This is a genomic window from Methanothermobacter sp. K4 (genome assembly GCF_022014235.1).
Classification (GTDB): domain Archaea; phylum Methanobacteriota; class Methanobacteria; order Methanobacteriales; family Methanothermobacteraceae; genus Methanothermobacter.
This window is the reverse complement of sequence record NZ_JAKLTD010000002.1, coordinates 497,811-515,346: the sequence shown is the minus strand read 5'-3', so window position 1 is coordinate 515,346 and position 17,536 is coordinate 497,811. Positions and strand designations below refer to the sequence as shown.

The window sequence follows — 17,536 nt, the reverse complement described above, 5'->3', positions numbered from 1 at the left end:
TGATTCATAGTGAGTGAACCATCATCAAAGGAGCTTTTCGAATTCAAGAGAACCCTCCAGGAACTCTCAGATAAGAGGGGAAGGGGGACAGAGCTCGTATCGGTATACATACCCCCCGACAGGCAGATCAGTGACGTTGCAAAGCATATGAGGGAGGAACTGAGCCAGAGCGCCAACATCAAGAGCAAGCAGACCAAGAAGAATGTGCAGTCAGCAATTGAAGTTATAATGCAGAGGCTGAAGCTTTTCCCCAGACCACCCGAGAAGGGCCTTGTGATGTTTGTGGGAATGGTTCCCAGGGGAGGCCCCGGCACAGAGAAGATGGAAACCTACGTCTTCGAGTCACCAGAACCCATAAAGACCTACATATACCACTGTAACTCAGAGTTCTACCTTGAGCCCCTTAGGGAGATGCTTGAGGAGAAGGAGACCTATGGACTGGCTGTTCTTGACAGGAAGGAGGCAACCATCGCAACCCTCAGGGGTAAGAGGATAGACATCCTCAAGACCCTCACAAGTGGTGTGCCAGGTAAGCACAAGGCAGGTGGTCAGTCCCAGAGGAGGTTCGACCGTCTCATAGACCTCGCAGCCCATGAGTTCCTTAAGAGGATAGGGGAACACATGAACGAGGCCTTCCTCCAGATAGAGGACCTCAAGGGCATCATACTCGGGGGCCCTGGTCACACAAAGGAGGAGTTTCTAAACGGGGACTACCTTCACCATGAACTCAAGAAGAAGGTCATAACGACGGTGGACACATCATACACAGGGGAATTCGGTATCAGGGAGGTTATCGACAAGTCCATGGATGTCCTGAGTGAAATTGATGTGATGAGGGAGAAGAAACTGGTCCAGCGCTTCCTTAGGGAACTCATAAACGAGGATGGCCTTGCATCATATGGTGAAAGGGAAGTCCGCCAGCACCTACAGATGGGTGCAGTTGAGGTTCTACTGCTCTCAGAGGACCTCAAATATCAGAGGGGAACCTACGAGTGCGCATCGTGTGGGCACAGCATGGAAAAGACAGGTAAGGACCTGCCAGACACTGAAACCTGTCCATCATGTAACGATCAGATGAGGCTCTCAGACAGAAGGGATATGATCGATGACCTGGTTGAGATGGCTGAGGAGGTTGGAACCGAGGTTGAGATAATATCCACAGAGACAGAGGAGGGGATGCAGCTCCTCAGGGCCTTTGGTGGTATAGGGGCTATACTGAGGTACCGCCCCTGAGCCTTCAGGGGGTTAACTGAAACGGCACATTAAATGATCCCAGGATGAGTATTAGGTGAAGGGGGCCCTCCAGGTCTGCAATGAGTGTGGCTCTTTTTATATCCATCTCCCCCTTCAGGTGCAGGTAAAGGCAGGTGTAGAGGGCAAGGATAACTGCAGCTGCACCGCTTACAGGTACGAGTCCAAGGAGGATACCCGTACACAGAATAACCGCGCCAGCGGCGTTTATAACCTGCAGAATCAGAGAACTCCCATTTTCCCCGTAAACTGCAGGAAGTGTTCTGAGTCCCTGCAGCCTGTCTGATTCAACATCCTTATAGTCACTGAAGGCTGTGTTCACGTATACCTTCAGGAAGATGAAGGTGAACACCAGGAGATTCGATGCTGTGAGGGCACAGGGAGCTGCCGGTAGAACTGTCCATGAACTCCATATAAGGCCCAGGTAGATGTTTTTAAAGCCTGTGATCCTTTTTGTGAGGTTCTTGAAGAACCCTGTGTAGAGGATCCCTGCTGTCAGGAGGATCACCGTGAGGGCTACCATGAACGGATCCCTGCATATGCCAAGGAGAAGGATAAGTATCGCTGTACAGACTGCAATAATCGATTTACCCCATCGCTGGCTGAAATGGGATCTCCCGGGATCTGTGAACGAGTCGACCTTGGAATCTGCAAGGTAGTCGTAGGCGTACACCGTGAGGGGGAGCATGAAGGATATCAATGCGGTTATGGGGCTGCACTGTCTTTTAAGAAGGGCGGAAGATGCCAGAAGAAGTGATGGTCCCCAGAGCGCCGGAAGAATTCCACCATAGATGAACAGTTTTTTCAGGGCTGAAAATAATTCCCTTAAAATTTTGACGTTTTCAAGAAAACCGGTTTCATATACATGACCTGACATAGTATTAACTATGTTTAAATGAAATCTTATCGGTATCCGCCGATTTATCTGGAAGGATAATTTAAAATTAGATGGGATTCTGGTAATCTTTTAATTGATCATCTAATCCGGTCGTTTAGTGCTGGGCAGAGCACTGAATATATTAAAAAAATGGAGTTCAGCATACCGGTGTCTGGAGAACACATCTACCTGGATGGGATAATATTCTAAGGTTTAAAACCAGTTAAAAGGTTAAATGCATTAGAAAAACAGATGAAGGTTTTTAGAATATGATTTCAGGCTTTTAAGAAAAGAAAAGTCTTTCGGGATTTGTTTGTGTTTATCAGTAGGTTAGGGATAATGAAATTGAAGTGGTTATCAGCCAAGCCTGCTGACCCTTATGAGTGACTCGACCGGTACACCATCAACCTCTGAGATCCCCTTCTTATCTATGAGGACGGTGACCGCCAGGGGTTTGGCTCCCTGTTCCCTGAGGACCCTTACAACCTCACCTATGGTCCTCCCGCTGGTTATCACGTCATCAACAACCACAACCCTCTTACCCTTAACCTTTGCAAAGTTGCTGCTAATGGCGCCCTCCGCCCCCTCATCCTTCCTGTGTTTCACAGGGTGGAAGACTGCAAGGGATGTTTCAAGACCCGTCTCAGCCCCCATAACATCGGCCATGAGGGTGGCGAATGGTATGCCGCTTATGGCTATACCAAGCACAACATCTGCAACACCATACTTGAGTGCCATGTCTGCCATTGCAGCCGAAACATATCTCATACGGGATGAACTGCCGCCGAGGCTCTCCCAGTTGATGGCAAAATCCACAGGGACCTCCTTTGGGGAAACTGAACTGGCAGTCTGAAGCGTCAGCCACCTGGCAGTATCCTTTGATACGTTCAGTTCATCTGCAATTTCCCCTGTAGTAAAACCCCTTTTTCTAAGTTCCCGGGCCTTCTTTATAAGTTCATTTTCCATTACAAGCACCTCAAATATCACCGTTAAGTTTCACGGGCCTGTGTTCCCTCGCAGATTTCATGGCTGCAAGTACAGTTCTAAGGGCATATATGCCGTCCTCACCGGTTATCTCAGGCTCCTCATCGTTGATAACCGATGAGAGGAATGATTTGATTTCATTCCTGAGGGGTTCCTCATGTTTGATCTGTATGTCCTGGGCGAACTTCCCGTACACGTCCAGCTTCTGATCGATATAGTCAACGTTTATTATACCATCTGTTCCTGTGATGGCAAGCTTCCTCCTCTTGTAGGGGGTGAGCCAGTTAACCTCAAGCATCCCTGTGATTCCGCTTCTGAACTTTGTCATTATCTCAGCATGGTCCTCATACTCACACTTCTCGAGTATGCTGCCCATGACCGCGTATACCTCTGCCACGGGTTCGCTGAAGAGGTAGTGCATTACATCAAGGTCATGTATCGCCAGGTCAATGGTGACACCAACATCCTTTATCCTTGGGGGGAATGGGCCTACCCTCTTTGCAGATGCAGAAACCACGTCCCCTATCACATCATTTTCAATTAACTCCTTCGCCTTCTGAACAGCCGGGTTGAACCTTTCAACATGTCCTGTCCCCAGCTTCAAACCCTTCCTGCGTGCTGTTTTCACCATCTCCTTGGCCTCTTCAAGTGTGAATGCAATGGGCTTTTCCACAAGAACGTGTTTATCATGTTCGAGGGCGTCCATAACCACACGGTAATGGTGGGTGGTTGGCACGCAGACACTGACAACATCTATCTCCGGTATCTCGAGGAGGTTCTCGTAGTCCACATACCCGACAGCATCGTACTTGTTGGCAACCTTCTGGAGTGTTCCCTTCATGATGTCGGATACGGCCATAAGATTCGCATTTTTAAGTCTGTAGTAAACCCTGGCATGGTTGTAACCCATGGCTCCAACGCCGATTACACCCACATTTATCTTTCTCAAATATAATCCTCCATTTCTTTGGCAGCTTTTTTACCGATGTCCTCTGCTTTATCAACAGATCCCTTAACGTTAACTCTTTTGAGTATCTCACCATCTCTTGTTAGAAGAACAGCGTAGAGGTTGATCTCTCCATCAGAGGCCCTTGCTATAACCCCAAGTGGGCACTGGCACCCTGCACCCAGTTCCCTGAGGAGAGCCTTCTCGGCTGTGACTTCCTGCTGGGAGGGGTAATGGGTTATCCTCTCAATTGATTCCCTTAATTCGCTGTCCCTCCTTGTTATAACCGCCAGAGCCCCCTGCCCAGCGGCGGGTGTGAAGTATTCCAGCGTGAATCTTTTTTTAATGTAATCTTCAAGTCCGAGACGCTTTAAACCTGCCTCGGCCATTATGGTTGCATGGACCTCTCCTTCCATCACCTTTCTTATCCTAGTATCTATATTTCCTCTTAGGGGCTCCATCTTAAAATTTTTTTGGTGATGATTGCAGAATGCTTCCCTCCGGAGACTGCTGGTTCCAAGTTTAGCACTAGGGGGAAGCTTATCCCAGTCAAAACGGGATACAAGAACTTCATTCGGGGATTCCCTTGGGGGTACAGCTGCAATCACAAGTTCAGGGTCAAGGTCACTGGGGACGTCCTTGAGGCTGTGAACTGCAAGGTCAACCTCCTCCTCAAGGACTGCAATGTCAAGCTCCCTTGTGAAGAGGCCCCTTGAGTCCATACTGTAAAGCTGGGAATCCTTTATCCTGTCACCCTTTGTTTTTATGATCTTTCTTTCGATTCTTTCATCGCAGATTTCTCTGAGCATATCAATGACGTGGTCTGTCTGAACCAGTGCCAGGCGACTCCCCCTTGTTCCAGCTATCAATGAATCATCTCCAGTAAACGTTAATCACTTGAAAAATTTATGGCATCCTATTTATAAGTTTTTAAAAAGTCACGGTTATTAAAAAAACCCAATTTCTGACTACATGCACTCTGTAAGACTACTCATCTTCTTGAGAGGTCACCATACTCTGACCTGTAAATCAGGATCACGGTTTCATGTCCAATGACAGCCTTCAGCGCATCATCCGGCGATTTAAAGTAGGGGCCATTTTTACGGGTTTTTCTCATTATACTGTACCCGAGTTCGTCGGTGAATATGAGGTTGAGGTCAGCGAATTCTCTGAGAACTTCAGAGAGCCTATCCTCATCTATATCCTCACATGTAACCCCGTATCTTCCACCTATGATCACCGCAGGGTCAGGGAGGTCCTCTGCCATTTTCAGGGTGTACTCGACTGCCTTCACATTCAGACCCGGGTTCACCTCCTCTATTATGCAGGTGCCATCCAGTTTTTTGATTGATGTGCGGCCGGGTATCCCCTGGAAGCCCTTAACACCCCTCTGGATGTCCTTCACATCCAGGTTAAGTGTGAGAGCAGCGCTGACTGCGGCAAGGACGTTTGATAGGTGGTGCTCTGCCGGTGCAAATGTTTCAATTCCAAACTCTGTGTTGATCAGGTTACCATCAATGGTTTTGAGGTCCTCCACGATGACACTGGCCACTGTGGAATCAAGGCCGTACTTAACATCGGTGGTATGCACACTGGCCATACCATCAACCGAGAATGTGTTTGTTTTATCCCCAAAATTCCGGTAGTATCTGTTGAATGCCTGAAGCTCGCAGCAGACCATTCTGCTCCTGAATATCTGCCTCTTGGCGGAACTGGCCCTTGATGTGCCCCTCCTTATTCTGTAATCCTCGGCTATATTTGTCAGCACCCCAACATCTGCAAGGCCAGTACCACCAAGTGAGACCTCGAAGATGGCTGAACCATAATCACGGGGACCTGCAAGTTTCACGGTTTCAATCATACTGGCGGGGGTTATGCTTATATCCCTCCTCAGTAGTTCGGAACCTGCATAGGATCCGAGGCTGCTCAGGACAAGGGGTTTCAGGTTCTCCATGATCTTTCTGAGTATCCATACCGTGCTGCTCTTGCCCTTGACACCTGTAACCTCAACCACTGGTATCCCACGTGCCTCCTTCCAGGGGCCCAGTAAAAGACCGGTTATCTCATGGTGGGTTATATCGGCTTTAATCGGGCAGTGAACAGGTGCTATTATTGTTGAATCGGCGATGGGACCATCAACTTCCCTGACACCCATTTCAAGGAGCATTTCATGGTCAGGGCCATTCAGAGTCCCGTATATGTCCCATGCAAGGACAGGGTCCGATATTTTTCTCAGCTCACAGGCAATGATAACTCCACCATGTGTGAGGTCAACAACAAGGAGTTTTGAGATGGTTTTGAGGTCTTTGGTCATCTGTATAACCTTTTTTTGGGTTTTGAGATGGTTTTGAGGTCTTTGGTCATCTGTATAACCTTACTCCAGTTAAACGGCTTTGGTTAACCATTGAGACCACAGAGACACTTAAAATCAGCTTTAACCCTTTATTGAATCTATACCACCCTCTATGAGCTTCTCACGCACCTTCCTGTAGAAGTCCTTGCTGAGCCTTACAAAGTGGGCGCAGTGATCTGACTTTTTAAATACAACCTCCTCCATGTAGTTGATTTCCTCCTCGTACTGCCCATCAATCACCGCGATGGCCTTCTTGCCCTTCCTCAAAAGTTTTACTCTGATGACACTTTTGTTGGATACAACCAGTGGCCTGGCGCTAAGTTTGAAGGGGCATATGGGGACTATAAGGAAGGCCTCCACACGGGGATCCACTATAGGACCACCAGCGGACATGGAATACGCTGTTGAACCGCTGGGTGTTGCTATGATTATACCATCCGCCCTGAGCTCCTCAACCACCTCATCGTCAACGGATATCTCTATGTGGAGCATCTTGGCGGGCTTCCTTGTCATCATAACAACCTCATTGAGGGCTGATGGAAGTTCACCGTTATGGTATACGCTTAGGAGGGTTCTCCTCTCAACAGCATAGTTGCCAATAAGCACATCCTCCAGGGCAGAGAAGACATTTTCAGGGTCAACTTCCGTGAGGAACCCGACTGTGCCCATGTTTATTCCAAGTATTGGTATCTCCTTACCCTCTATTAGGCTCTGGGTCCGGAGTATCGTCCCGTCCCCCCCAATGGTCAGTATCATGTCTACTTCCATGTCCCTGATGTCCTTTCCGTATTCACGGAGCTCAGGGAGTTCCTCTGTGATCTTTAGGTCAACGCTCAGTTCAACACCCCTGTTTAGAAGGAACGAGGCCACCTTACCTGCAAGTTCAACAGCTTCGGGCACATCAAAGCGGGCTATTATACCTATACGCATCATATGACCTCCAGGGTCTGCATTATCTTTTTGTGGAGTTCCATATTTCCTGCCGCGATTAGTGAGGTCCTTGCCTTGACATTTAGTAGACCGTCTATTGATTCACCCCTCTCATTTGTCACCACACCACCGGCCTCCTCTACGATTAGCTTGGATGCGGCTATGTCGACTATTCGCAGATTCTCCCTGAGGTCCATGAAGGCATCATATGATCCGCTTGCAACGTATGCAAGTTCAAGGGCCACGGAGCCAAGAATGCGCATCCGGCGGATCACCCTGCAGATACTATCAACCCTTCTGAATCTCGTGCCATAGATGAATGCACCGAGGGAGGTCCTATCCAGGGAGCTCTGGCTTGATGCACAGATTTTTTTATCATTCAGGAATGCCCCCTGATCCCTTATTGCCCAGTAAAGGTCTCCCGTTGCAAAGTTCTTCACGAAACCCATGACGACATTGTTTAGGGAGGGAAGGTCGTCTCCAGGGATATATTCTGCAACAGCCACAGAGATCCCGTAGAAGGGTATGTTTCTTATTGCATTGCTTGTACCATCAAGGGGGTCCACAACGAAGATTATTCTGGGTTCATCCGGGGGCTCCTGATTTATGTGGAGAATACCAATCTCCTCACTTATTATCGTGACGGGCCGCTCGGTGTTCTCAAGAACACCTATCGCCTCATCCTCCGCCACGAGGTCTATGAGTTTTGTGGGTGTTCCATCGGCCCCCATCTTGATTACCTCCCCGGCATCTGGAGTTCCTACAAGGGGAGCAACAGCCTTTTCAACCTGCTCGGCCATTTTAACTGCGATGCTCTTCCAGTAGTAGATGTCTGATTCTTCCATTCAACCCCCTTCTTGATTTCAATCAAGGTAGATGAGCGCTGATACAGCAGCCCCACACTTTTCAACAACATGGTTTGTTTCTTCTACTATTAATTCGTTTATTTCAAGTCCCCTCACAGACATCATGTATCTGACCATTGAGATGGCCTCTTCCCTGACATCCTCAGGTTTTCTGTTAACCGCAGAGTTCTCAACGACACATCCAAACTCATCTGAAGTTGCAGCTGCTATGGCAGCGGATATGAGGTCACCTGGGGTATCTGATATTTTATAGGAGAGCACACAGTTCACCATGGACCCGGGTTCAAGGGCGGGAAGTTCAACTATTTCCGTGCCATGGGGGAGTATGCTTGAAACCTTTATGAGGTTCACATCACCTATTCCAGCTTCAAGGAGTGCATTGTCAAAGGCATTGAGACTGGTGGGTCCTTCAGAGCTACCTGATGTTATAGCAACCTTCATTTCAATCACTTCTTATCAGATTCAATTCAATCACAAATTGGGGGTAATGATTCTATAAAGCTTTTATATATGTGCACCAGATTAATAGATATACATCTGTCTCATATCACTCATTCTAACAGGAGGTAAGATTAATGTCAAAGAAAGTGGTTGAAGTTAAGACACTTAAGGTTGGAAAGTATGTGATCATTGATGGTGAGGCATCGAAGATTACAAATATCTCAACATCATCTCCGGGCAAGCACGGATCAGCAAAGGCCCGTGTTGAGGCTGTTGGGATCTTTGACAACCAGAAGAGAAGCTTTGTTAAGCCTGTTGACTCAAAGGTTGACATACCCATAATCGACAAGAGGACAGCCCAGGTCCTTGCAATAATGGGTGGGGATGTCCAGCTGATGGACCTTGAAACCTATGAGACCTTTGAAACACCCATACCTGATGAACTGAGCGACCAGCTGGTTGAGGGTGTTGAGGTGGAATACATAGAGGCCCTTGGCCAGAGGAAACTCATGAGGACCAAGGGATAATCCCACAAACTCCTTTTTTACAATCTGATAAATCAGGTTTTTGATCCGAATGCTTCTACATACAGAGGATCCCCTAAAATTTGCTTTTTCAACAACGGACCCTGAGAGGATACCTGAACTTTCATTTGGGATACTGGGGGTCCCATTTGATTCCACAACCACCTATGTTCCCGGGACACGCTTCGGCCCCCTGGCGGTTAGGGAGGCATCCTACAGCTTTGAATCATATAACCTCAGGTTTTCAGGAGAGCCAGGCGTTAAATGCTTCGACTTCGGTGACGTGGATGTGGTGCCTGGTAATTTCCAGAGAACCGCAGAGTTCATAAGTGACTCCATAGGTGGGGTGCTGGATCTGGACCTCAAACCCATCACCCTGGGCGGTGAGCACACGGTGACACTACCCGTGGTCGGGGAACTCACATCACGGGATATAGCTCCTGTGGTTATCCACCTCGACGCCCATATGGATATGGCGGATCGCTATGCAGGCGAGAGGTACTCCCATGCAACCGTCATGAGGCGCGTTCATGAACTGGGGCTGGATGTCATAATGATCGGTGTTCGTTCGGCATCAGCCCATGAGGCCGAATTTGTAAGGGAGAATGATATAAGGTGCATAATGGCCCATGAGGTAATGCAGAACCCTGAGGCTGTACCTGAAGCCCTCAGGGGTATCAGGGGCCCGGTATATATCTCGGTTGACATGGATGTACTTGACCCGGCATATGCGCCATCCGTTGGTAACCTCACACCCTGTGGACTTGCACCATGGGTTCTTGAGGACATGGCTGAAGTTCTCTCAAGGAAGGATGTGGTTGGTTTTGATGTGGTGGAGGTTGCATCAACCGTCTTCGGGGATCAGACATCTGTGAATGCGGCCAAGATAATATATGACCTTCTGACACTTTTATAATTCTTTAAAGCATCTAAAAGCCCGGATTCCCTTTCTGATCCCAGCACATTTTATATACTTTGTTGGTCAACCATTTAATTATCAATCCCGGTGGTGTTAATCATGAATACTCGAGAGGTGGAACTCAGGGGTCACATAATTGACAGTCTCATACTCCCCAGGGCCCTTGATATAATAATGGATATGGGCGGGGATTTCCAGATACTTGAAATCGAAATAGGAAAGAGAAAATCTGACCCAAGCCATGCAAGGATACTGGTGGAAGCGGAGACACCATCACTACTCAACCAGATCCTGGATGAACTCAGCGAGATAGGGGCATCAATAGCAGAGATAAGGGAGGTTGAGCTGAAAAGGGCCCCGATGGACAGGGTTCTCCCTGATGACTTCTACTCCACAACCAACCATCAGACCTTCATTTACCATGGAGGCGAATGGCTGGAGGTCGAGGGGATAGAGATGGACTGCATGATAGTCGTTGACCCTGAAACAAAAACTGCCCGCTGTAAACCCATCAGGGACATAAAGAAGGGGGACCTGGTTGTTGTTGGAAGGGAGGGCATAAAGGTGGTACCGCCTGAGAGGCCCAGGGGAAAGCAGGGAGTTTTTGAATTCATGGGGAGCGACGTTTCAAGTGAAAAACCCCTTGTGACCACCATAAAGAAGATAGCCTCTGAGATAACCGATATTAAAAGGAGGGGGGGTAAGATAGGTCTCGTTGGTGGCCCGGCAATTGTGCACACAGGTTCTGCACCTGTGATTGCAGAGATGATACGCAAGGGCTTTATAGATGTGCTCTTTGCAGGCAACGCCCTTGCCACACATGATATAGAGTCAGCCCTGTACGGCACTTCACTTGGGGTTAACCTTGAGAGGGGCGAGGCCGTGAGCAGGGGTCACAGGCACCATATTAACGCCATAAACGAGATAAACCGCGCCGGTTCAATAAGGGATGCGGTGGAAAAGGGGGTACTCAAGTCAGGGATAATGTATGAGTGCATAAAGAATGATGTACCATTTGTCCTTGCAGGTTCAATAAGGGATGACGGGCCGCTTCCTGACGTCATAACCGATGTCATGGAGGCCCAGAATGAGATGAGGAAGTACGTTCAGGACCTCGACATGGTCATAATGATAGCCACAATGCTCCACTCAATAGCCACTGGCAACATACTCCCATCACGTGTAAAGACCATATGCGTTGATATAAACCCGGCAACAGTAACGAAGCTCTCTGACAGGGGCAGTTCACAGGCTGTGAGCGTGGTTACGGATGTGGGCGCGTTCATCCCCATACTCCTTCATGAACTCAAGAAGATGAACAATCTGGAGGATTAGATGATAAGGGGTAACATCCTAAACGTCTTTACCGGGGACATATACCCTGCAGAGGTTGAAGTTTCCGGTGGCGTGATAACATGTGTCCGGAGGGTTGAGGGGAACTTCACCGATATAATCCTCCCGGGTTTTGTGGATGCCCATGTCCACATCGAAAGCTCAATGCTCACCCCATCATCATTTGCCGCCGCTGCAATCCCCCACGGTACCACTGCTGTTGTTTCTGATCCACACGAGATAGCCAATGTTATGGGTGTTGAGGGGGTTGAGTTCATGCTGGAGGATGCATCAAGTGCACCCCTTAAATTTTACTTCACGGCACCATCCTGCGTACCTGCAACACCCTTTGAGACATCAGGCGCAGAACTCTCGGCCAGGGAGATAGAGGATCTCCTTTCAAGGGACTCTATGGTGGCACTGGGCGAAATGATGAACTTTCCAGGTGTTATAGCAGGTGATGGGGAGGTAATGGAAAAGATAGATGCTGCGAAGAAACTCAATAAGCCGGTGGACGGCCACGCACCCCTCCTATCAGGCGATGAACTGTGTGCATACATAGGGGCAGGCATATCCACCGAACATGAATGCGTGAGCCCCGCCGAGGCCCTTGAGAAGAGGGAACTTGGAATGAAGATAATGGCGCGTGAGGGTTCCAGCGCAAGGAACCTCCGGGACCTTGCAGCCGTCGACTGTGACTTCCTGGTATCAGATGATATCCACCCAGCGGACCTCATGGAGGGTCACATGGACAGGATACTCCGGAGGGCTGTTGAATATGGTGTTGACCCTGTTAAAGCCGTGCAGATGGCCACCGTGAACCCTGCAGATCACTACAACCTCAACACAGGGGCTATAGCACCTGGAAGGGCAGCCGACATGGTGGTTGTTGATAACCTCAGGGACTTCAATGTTAAGAGGGTATACATTGATGGAAGGATCGTTGCAGAGAATGGAAGATGTCTGGGAGCCCCTAAAACCGGTCGCAGGAAGATGAACCGCCTTGAAATCGTAGATTTCACTGCAGAGGATCTTGAGGTGAGGTCAGATGATGATGAGGTCACTGTTAGGGTCATCCATGTATTTGATGGCCAGATAGTGACAGGGGAGTTACAGAAGAGACTTGAGGTGAATGATGGTTTCGTAGCCCCTGACCCATCCCTGGATGTACTTAAGGTATCGGTTATAGATCGTTATGGTAAGGGAAACATCTCCAATGGATTTGTTCATGGCTTCGGACTTAAGGAAGGGGCCATTGCCTCAACGGTGGCCCATGACTCACACAATGTCATCACAGTGGGCCTGGATTCGGGACTCATGAAGAGGGCGGTCGATATACTCAAAAAAACAGGCGGGGGTCTTGTTGCTGTTTCAGAGGATGATCAAAGGATCCTTGAACTCCCTGTTGCGGGTCTAATGTCAGATGAGAGTGCAGTGGAGGTTGCATCCATGATGGAGGACCTCAACGATTTCGTGCGTGAACTTGGCTGCACTCTGGGTGCCCCATTCATGACCATGTCGTTCCTATCACTTCTTGTTATCCCTGAATTGAAAATAGGTGATATGGGCCTCTTCAGTGTGGATGAATTCAGGTTCGTAGATGTTATTGTTGGGTGATGATCAGACGACGATTAGGGTAAACATCGACGATGATATGAGTTCGTAGATGTTATTGTTGGGTGATGACCGGGTCCTGGTTTTTAGTTCTGGATGTATTCAGTGGTGATCACTTAAACACCTTCGATTCAAGTTCCCTTATTATCCTTTTCATGGCCTCCCGTTCACGGGGTCCCCCAACCTTCCTTGCAACCCTGTTCATTTCACGGATTCTGTCCATCAGGTCGCGGGGGTCTATGAAGCCGGCCCGGGTATAATTTATGAGTGACTCTATAACAGCGTATATTCCCCTGTTGAGGACGATCCTGAAATCTTCACCCCTGAAAATCTCAGGGATTCTGGCATTCACGATGTGGATCTCTGTTTCACCGTACCTGTCAGTCCTCACCACCCTCTTAACGGAATCAACCTCTGCGGTGAAGAATGCATCGGCGCCCTGGAGGTGAAGGTATCCCCTGTGGGATGAGAACATCTCATCTCCAAGCTCACCCAGGGTGGCCTCGGTGAAGATGAGGGGATCCAGGGTTACGTTCACCGTGAATTTTCTGTTTCTGAGTATATTCTCAAGTGTGTGGGTTCCAGGGTACAGGTAGAGGGTCACGCTTCTCTCACCGGTGCAGAGGACTCCGATGGGGGCCGCGTTTCCTCTCATCGATTCATCCCATGTTACAACTATGGTCTCATATAGCTGTCCAGGGACCATATCAAGGGCCATCAGACTGGATTCTGGGGTGTACACTGTGCCCTCGGATGCCCCACCATCTTCATGTTTTCTCTTCAAATTGATACCCATCACCTTCTGAGGACAAAACCCTCTATATCTGCGTTTATGACACAGTCAAAGTCCAGGAGGTCGTACCATCCGGCCCTGGCAAACATGTCCATGTAGCAGAGCCCCATGAGCATCCCGCCATCAACAAGGGCCTCATCAGCGAGCCGTTTAACATCCTCAATGTCCGACCCGATACCTGGCATTGAGAGTCCCCCCAGCAGCACCAGGACATCAACCTTTTCTGATTCTATTTCACCAAGCTCAACACCGTACTCTGTTAATTTCAGTGTCCTTGCCCTTTCAAAGTCAGTGTTGGGTATGAATATGTTATCCTTGTCCCTCGAGGCATATGCAAATAGCTGGGCGAAGGGCGTGCAGACCCCTGGTACGCCTGCAAATCCTATCCTCTCAGAATCCTTAACAGCCTTCCTGAATACGCTGAGATGCTCCTTTATACCCCTGAACTCCTTTACCTTCTCCATACTGACACCTCAAAACTTATACTTATAAATTAATGGTCTCCCTATAACTATTTTACTGGAATATTCTCTTTGAGTGATATCATGGAAATAGAGAACGTTAAGTTGGCCCTTGAGATGCTATCATCCTCTGAATGCTTCGGGATTCTCATACCCGAGGTGAGGTCCAACCTTGTAATGGCAAGGGAAAACCCCCGCGACCCCGAGGATGTTGTGGCGGTACCCGGCAGAATCACCGAGTTCCGTGGGAGGGCCTTCGCATGCAGGGAACCTGAATTTGGGGCGTCATCCCACATGGCACGCTTCATAATAGCCCTCAACAGGCACTTTCCCTGGAAGAGAAGCGCCATTAATATTAAATTTGATGAAAGTATAATTGATATCTGTGAGGACCATGGAATGGTGGTCTCATCATATGACCGGAGCAGGGAACCACCAGCTGTGCGGGAAATGGAAGGTGGCACCATACCATGGGGTGTTGAGGAGGCCATAAGAAACTCAGAATCGCCTCCTGATGTCGTATACCACAGGGGTGCATGGGGTAAGGAGCCAATGGTTGTTCTCACCGGAAAGGACGCAGTTGAGGTTGCAGAGGCGGCCATTAGAATAGCTGAGGATTATAAAAAACTTTTGGGGAGATGAGATGAAGTACCGGATGTACACAGAACTCATGGAACAGCCAGAGTCACTTAAAAGAACCCTTAAAGCTGAGGGGGACAGAATGTCCCAGATATCAAATGAGATTGCTGACTGCAGACGCATATACCTTGTTGGATGTGGAAGTTCACTATCCACATGCTACAGTGCAAGGGACGCAGTTAATATGAACTATGAGCTTAACATTGATGTCATGACAGGCTATGAGTTCTACTACCACAGAAAGATTGAGGAAAGGGACTCTGTGGTTATATTCACGTCCCAGTCCGGGGAGACAGCAGATACAGTTGCAGCACTTAGGAGGGCCACTGAACTTGGACTTAAAACGGTTACGATAACAAATGAACCTGAAAGCACCATGGCCTCTGAGTCTCAGAGCACCATAATAACCCGCTGCGGCAGAGAGGAGGCCATACTTGGCACCAAGACCTACATGACACAGCTCCTGGCCCTCTACAGGATACTGTTTGGCATTCACACTGATGAGTTATCTGAGGGGATACTCTCGGAACTTGGGGAGCTACCTGATGAGGTTGGGAGGCTCCTGGGTGACACCGAGGATGACTGCAGGGGTCTTGCAGGGGAGCATGCAGGGGAGGATATATTCTACTGTATGGGGAGCGGACCAAACTATGGACTGGCATACAAGCTTGCCATGACCATGCTCATGGAGGGGGCCCTGAAGCATGCATGTCCCCTATATTCAGGCGAATTCAGGCATGGGCTCATTGAGAGAGTGGAGAAGGGGGTGCCTGTGATATTCCTTGAGTCAGGCTTCCCGGGTGATGAGCTTACAGAGAGGGCTTTGAGGTTCTGTGAGAGTCTGGGAGCCCTGAACATAGTATTCAGAATGTCTGATTATTCTGACCTGAGTCCACTTCTCTCACCATTTGTGCTTGCAGTTCCCCTTGAGTGGTTCGTATATTACCTTGCCCACTTCAATGGTGAGGATCCTGGAAGCACGAGGCATATCGGCAAGGTCAGATACTAATAATTATTCCTTTCTTTAAAATAATCTATGAACTGGTCTTTTCTTTTATTTAGCCAGCAAAATTAGTTACATAAGTTCCCGCGGCAACAAAAAAATAGTAGGTGGTTCATTCCACCTTGAGGAGCTGTTTCTTTTTGACCTCCACTTTGGGTAGCTCAACTGTTAGAACACCATTTTCAAATTTGGCTTTGGCCTCTTCTACCTTTATCTTTTCAGGGAGCCTCATCTCCCTTTTTGCCTCACCATACTTCCTTTCCTTTTTGACGAAATTGGCTTCTCGGACCTCAACTTCCTCTTCAAAGACTGCAGAGATGGATATGGTATTTTCTGTGAGTTCTATGACTATATCGTCTTTCTTAACACCAGGAAGGTCGGTCTTTATGATTATCTGGTCATCTGTTTCTATGACGTCCATGTTCAGCTTTTCAGGTATGTTCTCGGTGTACTCTGATATCTTCTTCTCGAACTCCTTCTGCATCTCCTTCATGTTCTTTATCATATCCTCCATCATCTTCTCGGCCATCAGCCTTCTCTTCTCAAACATTGTCATGGGTTTTTCCAGTTTCTTTTTCATATAAACCCTCCAGTTTTTTTACTATCTCGGAGACCCCTCTGCCCTGGAATGCAGACACCATCAGTGGTTCCTCAACCATATTAATATATTCTTCCAGATACTTAACATTTTCTGCAAGGTCCATCTTGTTGAAAACCGTGATGATGGGGGTGTTAAAGACGCCCTTTATGCCAAGGTAGAGGCTGTACTGGCTTTCGAGTGTGTATCCGCAGGTCTCTGAGGCGTCAAATATGAAGAGTATGACATCGGCTATGTTCTCAAGGGCAACCATGGCCTGGAGTTCAATGTTGTTCATATCCTCAACCGGCCGGTCAAGGAGCCCGGGGGTATCTATAACCTGAATTTTCCGCCATTTACGTTCAAGGTGGCCTATCTGGATACCCTTGGTGGTGAAGGGGTAATCAGCAACCTCTGGTTCTGCACCCGTCAGTGTCCTGAGCAGTGTTGATTTCCCCACGTTTGGAAAACCCGCTATAACAACCGTGAATGCATCGAAGTCCACGGTTGGCATGTTTCTGAGCCTGTTCTTTGCAAAGTCAAGGAAATCAAGGTCACCCTCAATTCTTCTTACAACAGATGATATCCTCCCGAAGGCCTCCCTTCTCAGATTTGATGCATCAGCTGGTTTAGAACGTTTGATTTTCTTCATGTAATCTGATTCAAGCTGATTGAGTATTCCGACGGCCCAGTTAAGCGCGCCAAGGGACTTTTTGAGGTCATCCACACCCACGGTTACATCGATGTAGTCCTGATAGAAGTCTGGCAGTGACTCTATATCTGGTAGGCGCTGGATGATCATCTTCAGACGGTCCCTTATAACCTGGCATGCTGTCTGGATGCGTGTTGATTCGATGATCTTGGCCTTCTTCTGTCCAGGGATCTTTGAACTCCTCTTGAGGGATGCGGCCTTCCTGGCCCTCCTGAACCCCTTATCAAGGAGTTCATCTGCTGTTGGAACTGTTGGTATTATCATGAAATCACTCTTCTCTATTAATAACTTTTGAATATGTATTTATGTAGGTG

19 protein-coding genes are annotated in these 17,536 nt (G+C 48.3%); 7 read left to right on the top strand and 12 right to left on the bottom strand.

Translation table 11 applies throughout. The annotated features are described in order from the left end of the window. Positions 1–9: 9 nt before the first annotated feature. Complete coding sequence (gene prf1, locus L5462_RS06380; protein ID WP_237779953.1) at positions 10–1,233, top strand: peptide chain release factor aRF-1; 1,224 nt, start codon at positions 10–12, stop codon at positions 1,231–1,233. A 4-nt stretch (positions 1,234–1,237) separates the two neighbouring features. Here prf1 and L5462_RS06375 read toward each other — a convergent pair whose 3' ends face one another. The 8 genes from L5462_RS06375 to L5462_RS06340 form a co-directional block, all read right to left on the bottom strand. Next, complete coding sequence (locus L5462_RS06375) at positions 1,238–2,128, bottom strand: UbiA family prenyltransferase (protein WP_237779952.1); 891 nt, start codon at positions 2,126–2,128, stop codon at positions 1,238–1,240. 357 nt (positions 2,129–2,485) lie between these two features. After that, complete coding sequence (locus tag L5462_RS06370) at positions 2,486–3,094, bottom strand: orotate phosphoribosyltransferase-like protein (RefSeq protein WP_013296081.1); 609 nt, start codon at positions 3,092–3,094, stop codon at positions 2,486–2,488. A gap of 10 nt (positions 3,095–3,104) precedes the next feature. Continuing rightward, positions 3,105–4,061 carry a Gfo/Idh/MocA family protein gene (locus L5462_RS06365; protein ID WP_237779951.1) on the bottom strand — a complete coding sequence of 319 codons (957 nt, stop codon included), beginning with the start codon at positions 4,059–4,061 and terminating at the stop codon, positions 3,105–3,107. After that, complete coding sequence (gene hemC, locus L5462_RS06360) at positions 4,058–4,927, bottom strand: hydroxymethylbilane synthase (RefSeq protein WP_237779950.1); 870 nt, start codon at positions 4,925–4,927, stop codon at positions 4,058–4,060. The genes L5462_RS06365 and hemC overlap by 4 nt, the downstream gene beginning before the upstream one ends. Positions 4,928–5,049: 122 nt before the next feature. Next, the gene (gene cfbE / locus L5462_RS06355) at positions 5,050–6,372 is read right to left on the bottom strand and encodes a coenzyme F430 synthase (protein WP_237779949.1); all 1,323 of its coding nucleotides are present in this window, start codon (positions 6,370–6,372) and stop codon (positions 5,050–5,052) included. A gap of 120 nt (positions 6,373–6,492) precedes the next feature. Next, positions 6,493–7,344 (bottom strand): NAD(+) kinase, encoded by an 852-nt coding sequence (locus tag L5462_RS06350; protein ID WP_237779948.1) that lies wholly within the window; start codon positions 7,342–7,344, stop codon positions 6,493–6,495. Further along, the gene (locus L5462_RS06345) at positions 7,341–8,186 is read right to left on the bottom strand and encodes a bifunctional fructose-bisphosphatase/inositol-phosphate phosphatase (RefSeq protein WP_237779947.1); all 846 of its coding nucleotides are present in this window, start codon (positions 8,184–8,186) and stop codon (positions 7,341–7,343) included. The genes L5462_RS06350 and L5462_RS06345 overlap by 4 nt, the downstream gene beginning before the upstream one ends. Positions 8,187–8,204: 18 nt before the next feature. Next, on the bottom strand, positions 8,205–8,648 hold the full coding sequence (locus tag L5462_RS06340; RefSeq protein WP_237779946.1) for a pyruvoyl-dependent arginine decarboxylase: 444 nt from the start codon (positions 8,646–8,648) through the stop codon (positions 8,205–8,207). A 134-nt stretch (positions 8,649–8,782) separates the two neighbouring features. Here L5462_RS06340 and eif5A point away from each other — a divergent pair, with 134 nt between their 5' ends. From eif5A to ade, 4 genes are all read left to right on the top strand, one after another. After that, a complete protein-coding gene (gene eif5A, locus L5462_RS06335) occupies positions 8,783–9,175 on the top strand; it encodes a translation initiation factor IF-5A (RefSeq protein ID WP_147671696.1) in 393 nt (130 codons plus the stop codon). Between the two features lie 49 nt (positions 9,176–9,224). Further along, on the top strand, positions 9,225–10,088 hold the full coding sequence (gene speB / locus L5462_RS06330) for an agmatinase (protein WP_237779945.1): 864 nt from the start codon (positions 9,225–9,227) through the stop codon (positions 10,086–10,088). A gap of 102 nt (positions 10,089–10,190) precedes the next feature. Further along, the gene (locus tag L5462_RS06325) at positions 10,191–11,426 is read left to right on the top strand and encodes a TIGR00300 family protein (protein WP_237779944.1); all 1,236 of its coding nucleotides are present in this window, start codon (positions 10,191–10,193) and stop codon (positions 11,424–11,426) included. Further along, on the top strand, positions 11,427–13,040 hold the full coding sequence (ade, locus tag L5462_RS06320; protein ID WP_237779943.1) for an adenine deaminase: 1,614 nt from the start codon (positions 11,427–11,429) through the stop codon (positions 13,038–13,040). A gap of 109 nt (positions 13,041–13,149) precedes the next feature. Here ade and L5462_RS06315 read toward each other — a convergent pair whose 3' ends face one another. Both L5462_RS06315 and L5462_RS06310 read right to left on the bottom strand, forming a co-directional pair. Further along, a complete protein-coding gene (locus L5462_RS06315; protein WP_237779942.1) occupies positions 13,150–13,833 on the bottom strand; it encodes a DUF447 domain-containing protein in 684 nt (227 codons plus the stop codon). After that, complete coding sequence (locus L5462_RS06310) at positions 13,833–14,294, bottom strand: DUF2124 family protein (RefSeq protein ID WP_237779941.1); 462 nt, start codon at positions 14,292–14,294, stop codon at positions 13,833–13,835. Before L5462_RS06310 ends, L5462_RS06315 begins: the two co-directional genes overlap by 1 nt. Before the next feature lie 81 nt (positions 14,295–14,375). Here L5462_RS06310 and L5462_RS06305 point away from each other — a divergent pair, with 81 nt between their 5' ends. Beyond that, on the top strand, positions 14,376–14,933 hold the full coding sequence (locus L5462_RS06305; RefSeq protein WP_237779940.1) for a thiamine-phosphate synthase family protein: 558 nt from the start codon (positions 14,376–14,378) through the stop codon (positions 14,931–14,933). Position 14,934: 1 nt separating this feature from the next. After that, complete coding sequence (locus L5462_RS06300) at positions 14,935–15,939, top strand: SIS domain-containing protein (RefSeq protein WP_237779939.1); 1,005 nt, start codon at positions 14,935–14,937, stop codon at positions 15,937–15,939. A 106-nt stretch (positions 15,940–16,045) separates the two neighbouring features. Here L5462_RS06300 and L5462_RS06295 read toward each other — a convergent pair whose 3' ends face one another. Together L5462_RS06295 and L5462_RS06290 are read right to left on the bottom strand one after the other, a co-directional pair. Continuing rightward, positions 16,046–16,513, bottom strand: a complete 468-nt coding sequence (locus L5462_RS06295) for an Hsp20/alpha crystallin family protein (RefSeq protein WP_237779938.1) — start codon at positions 16,511–16,513, stop codon at positions 16,046–16,048. Next, the gene (locus L5462_RS06290) at positions 16,476–17,486 is read right to left on the bottom strand and encodes an NOG1 family protein (RefSeq protein ID WP_237779937.1); all 1,011 of its coding nucleotides are present in this window, start codon (positions 17,484–17,486) and stop codon (positions 16,476–16,478) included. Before L5462_RS06290 ends, L5462_RS06295 begins: the two co-directional genes overlap by 38 nt. Positions 17,487–17,536 lie beyond the last annotated feature (50 nt).

What these genes read in the sequence shown, in the direction of transcription:
- L5462_RS06305 (WP_237779940.1), top strand. Translation starts at nt 14,376, where the DNA reads ATGGAAATAGAGAACGTTAAGTTGGCCCTTGAGATGCTATCATCCTCT.
- L5462_RS06310 (WP_237779941.1), bottom strand. Translation starts at nt 14,294, where the DNA reads ATGGAGAAGGTAAAGGAGTTCAGGGGTATAAAGGAGCATCTCAGCGTA.
- L5462_RS06370 (WP_013296081.1), bottom strand. Translation starts at nt 3,094, where the DNA reads ATGGAAAATGAACTTATAAAGAAGGCCCGGGAACTTAGAAAAAGGGGT.
- ade (WP_237779943.1), top strand. Translation starts at nt 11,427, where the DNA reads ATGATAAGGGGTAACATCCTAAACGTCTTTACCGGGGACATATACCCT.
- L5462_RS06340 (WP_237779946.1), bottom strand. Translation starts at nt 8,648, where the DNA reads ATGAAGGTTGCTATAACATCAGGTAGCTCTGAAGGACCCACCAGTCTC.
- L5462_RS06300 (WP_237779939.1), top strand. Translation starts at nt 14,935, where the DNA reads ATGAAGTACCGGATGTACACAGAACTCATGGAACAGCCAGAGTCACTT.
- L5462_RS06325 (WP_237779944.1), top strand. Translation starts at nt 10,191, where the DNA reads ATGAATACTCGAGAGGTGGAACTCAGGGGTCACATAATTGACAGTCTC.
- L5462_RS06315 (WP_237779942.1), bottom strand. Translation starts at nt 13,833, where the DNA reads ATGGGTATCAATTTGAAGAGAAAACATGAAGATGGTGGGGCATCCGAG.
- L5462_RS06295 (WP_237779938.1), bottom strand. Translation starts at nt 16,513, where the DNA reads ATGAAAAAGAAACTGGAAAAACCCATGACAATGTTTGAGAAGAGAAGG.
- eif5A (WP_147671696.1), top strand. Translation starts at nt 8,783, where the DNA reads ATGTCAAAGAAAGTGGTTGAAGTTAAGACACTTAAGGTTGGAAAGTAT.
- speB (WP_237779945.1), top strand. Translation starts at nt 9,225, where the DNA reads ATGCTTCTACATACAGAGGATCCCCTAAAATTTGCTTTTTCAACAACG.
- L5462_RS06345 (WP_237779947.1), bottom strand. Translation starts at nt 8,186, where the DNA reads ATGGAAGAATCAGACATCTACTACTGGAAGAGCATCGCAGTTAAAATG.
- L5462_RS06350 (WP_237779948.1), bottom strand. Translation starts at nt 7,344, where the DNA reads ATGATGCGTATAGGTATAATAGCCCGCTTTGATGTGCCCGAAGCTGTT.
- cfbE (WP_237779949.1), bottom strand. Translation starts at nt 6,372, where the DNA reads ATGACCAAAGACCTCAAAACCATCTCAAAACTCCTTGTTGTTGACCTC.
- L5462_RS06290 (WP_237779937.1), bottom strand. Translation starts at nt 17,486, where the DNA reads ATGATAATACCAACAGTTCCAACAGCAGATGAACTCCTTGATAAGGGG.
- L5462_RS06375 (WP_237779952.1), bottom strand. Translation starts at nt 2,128, where the DNA reads ATGTCAGGTCATGTATATGAAACCGGTTTTCTTGAAAACGTCAAAATT.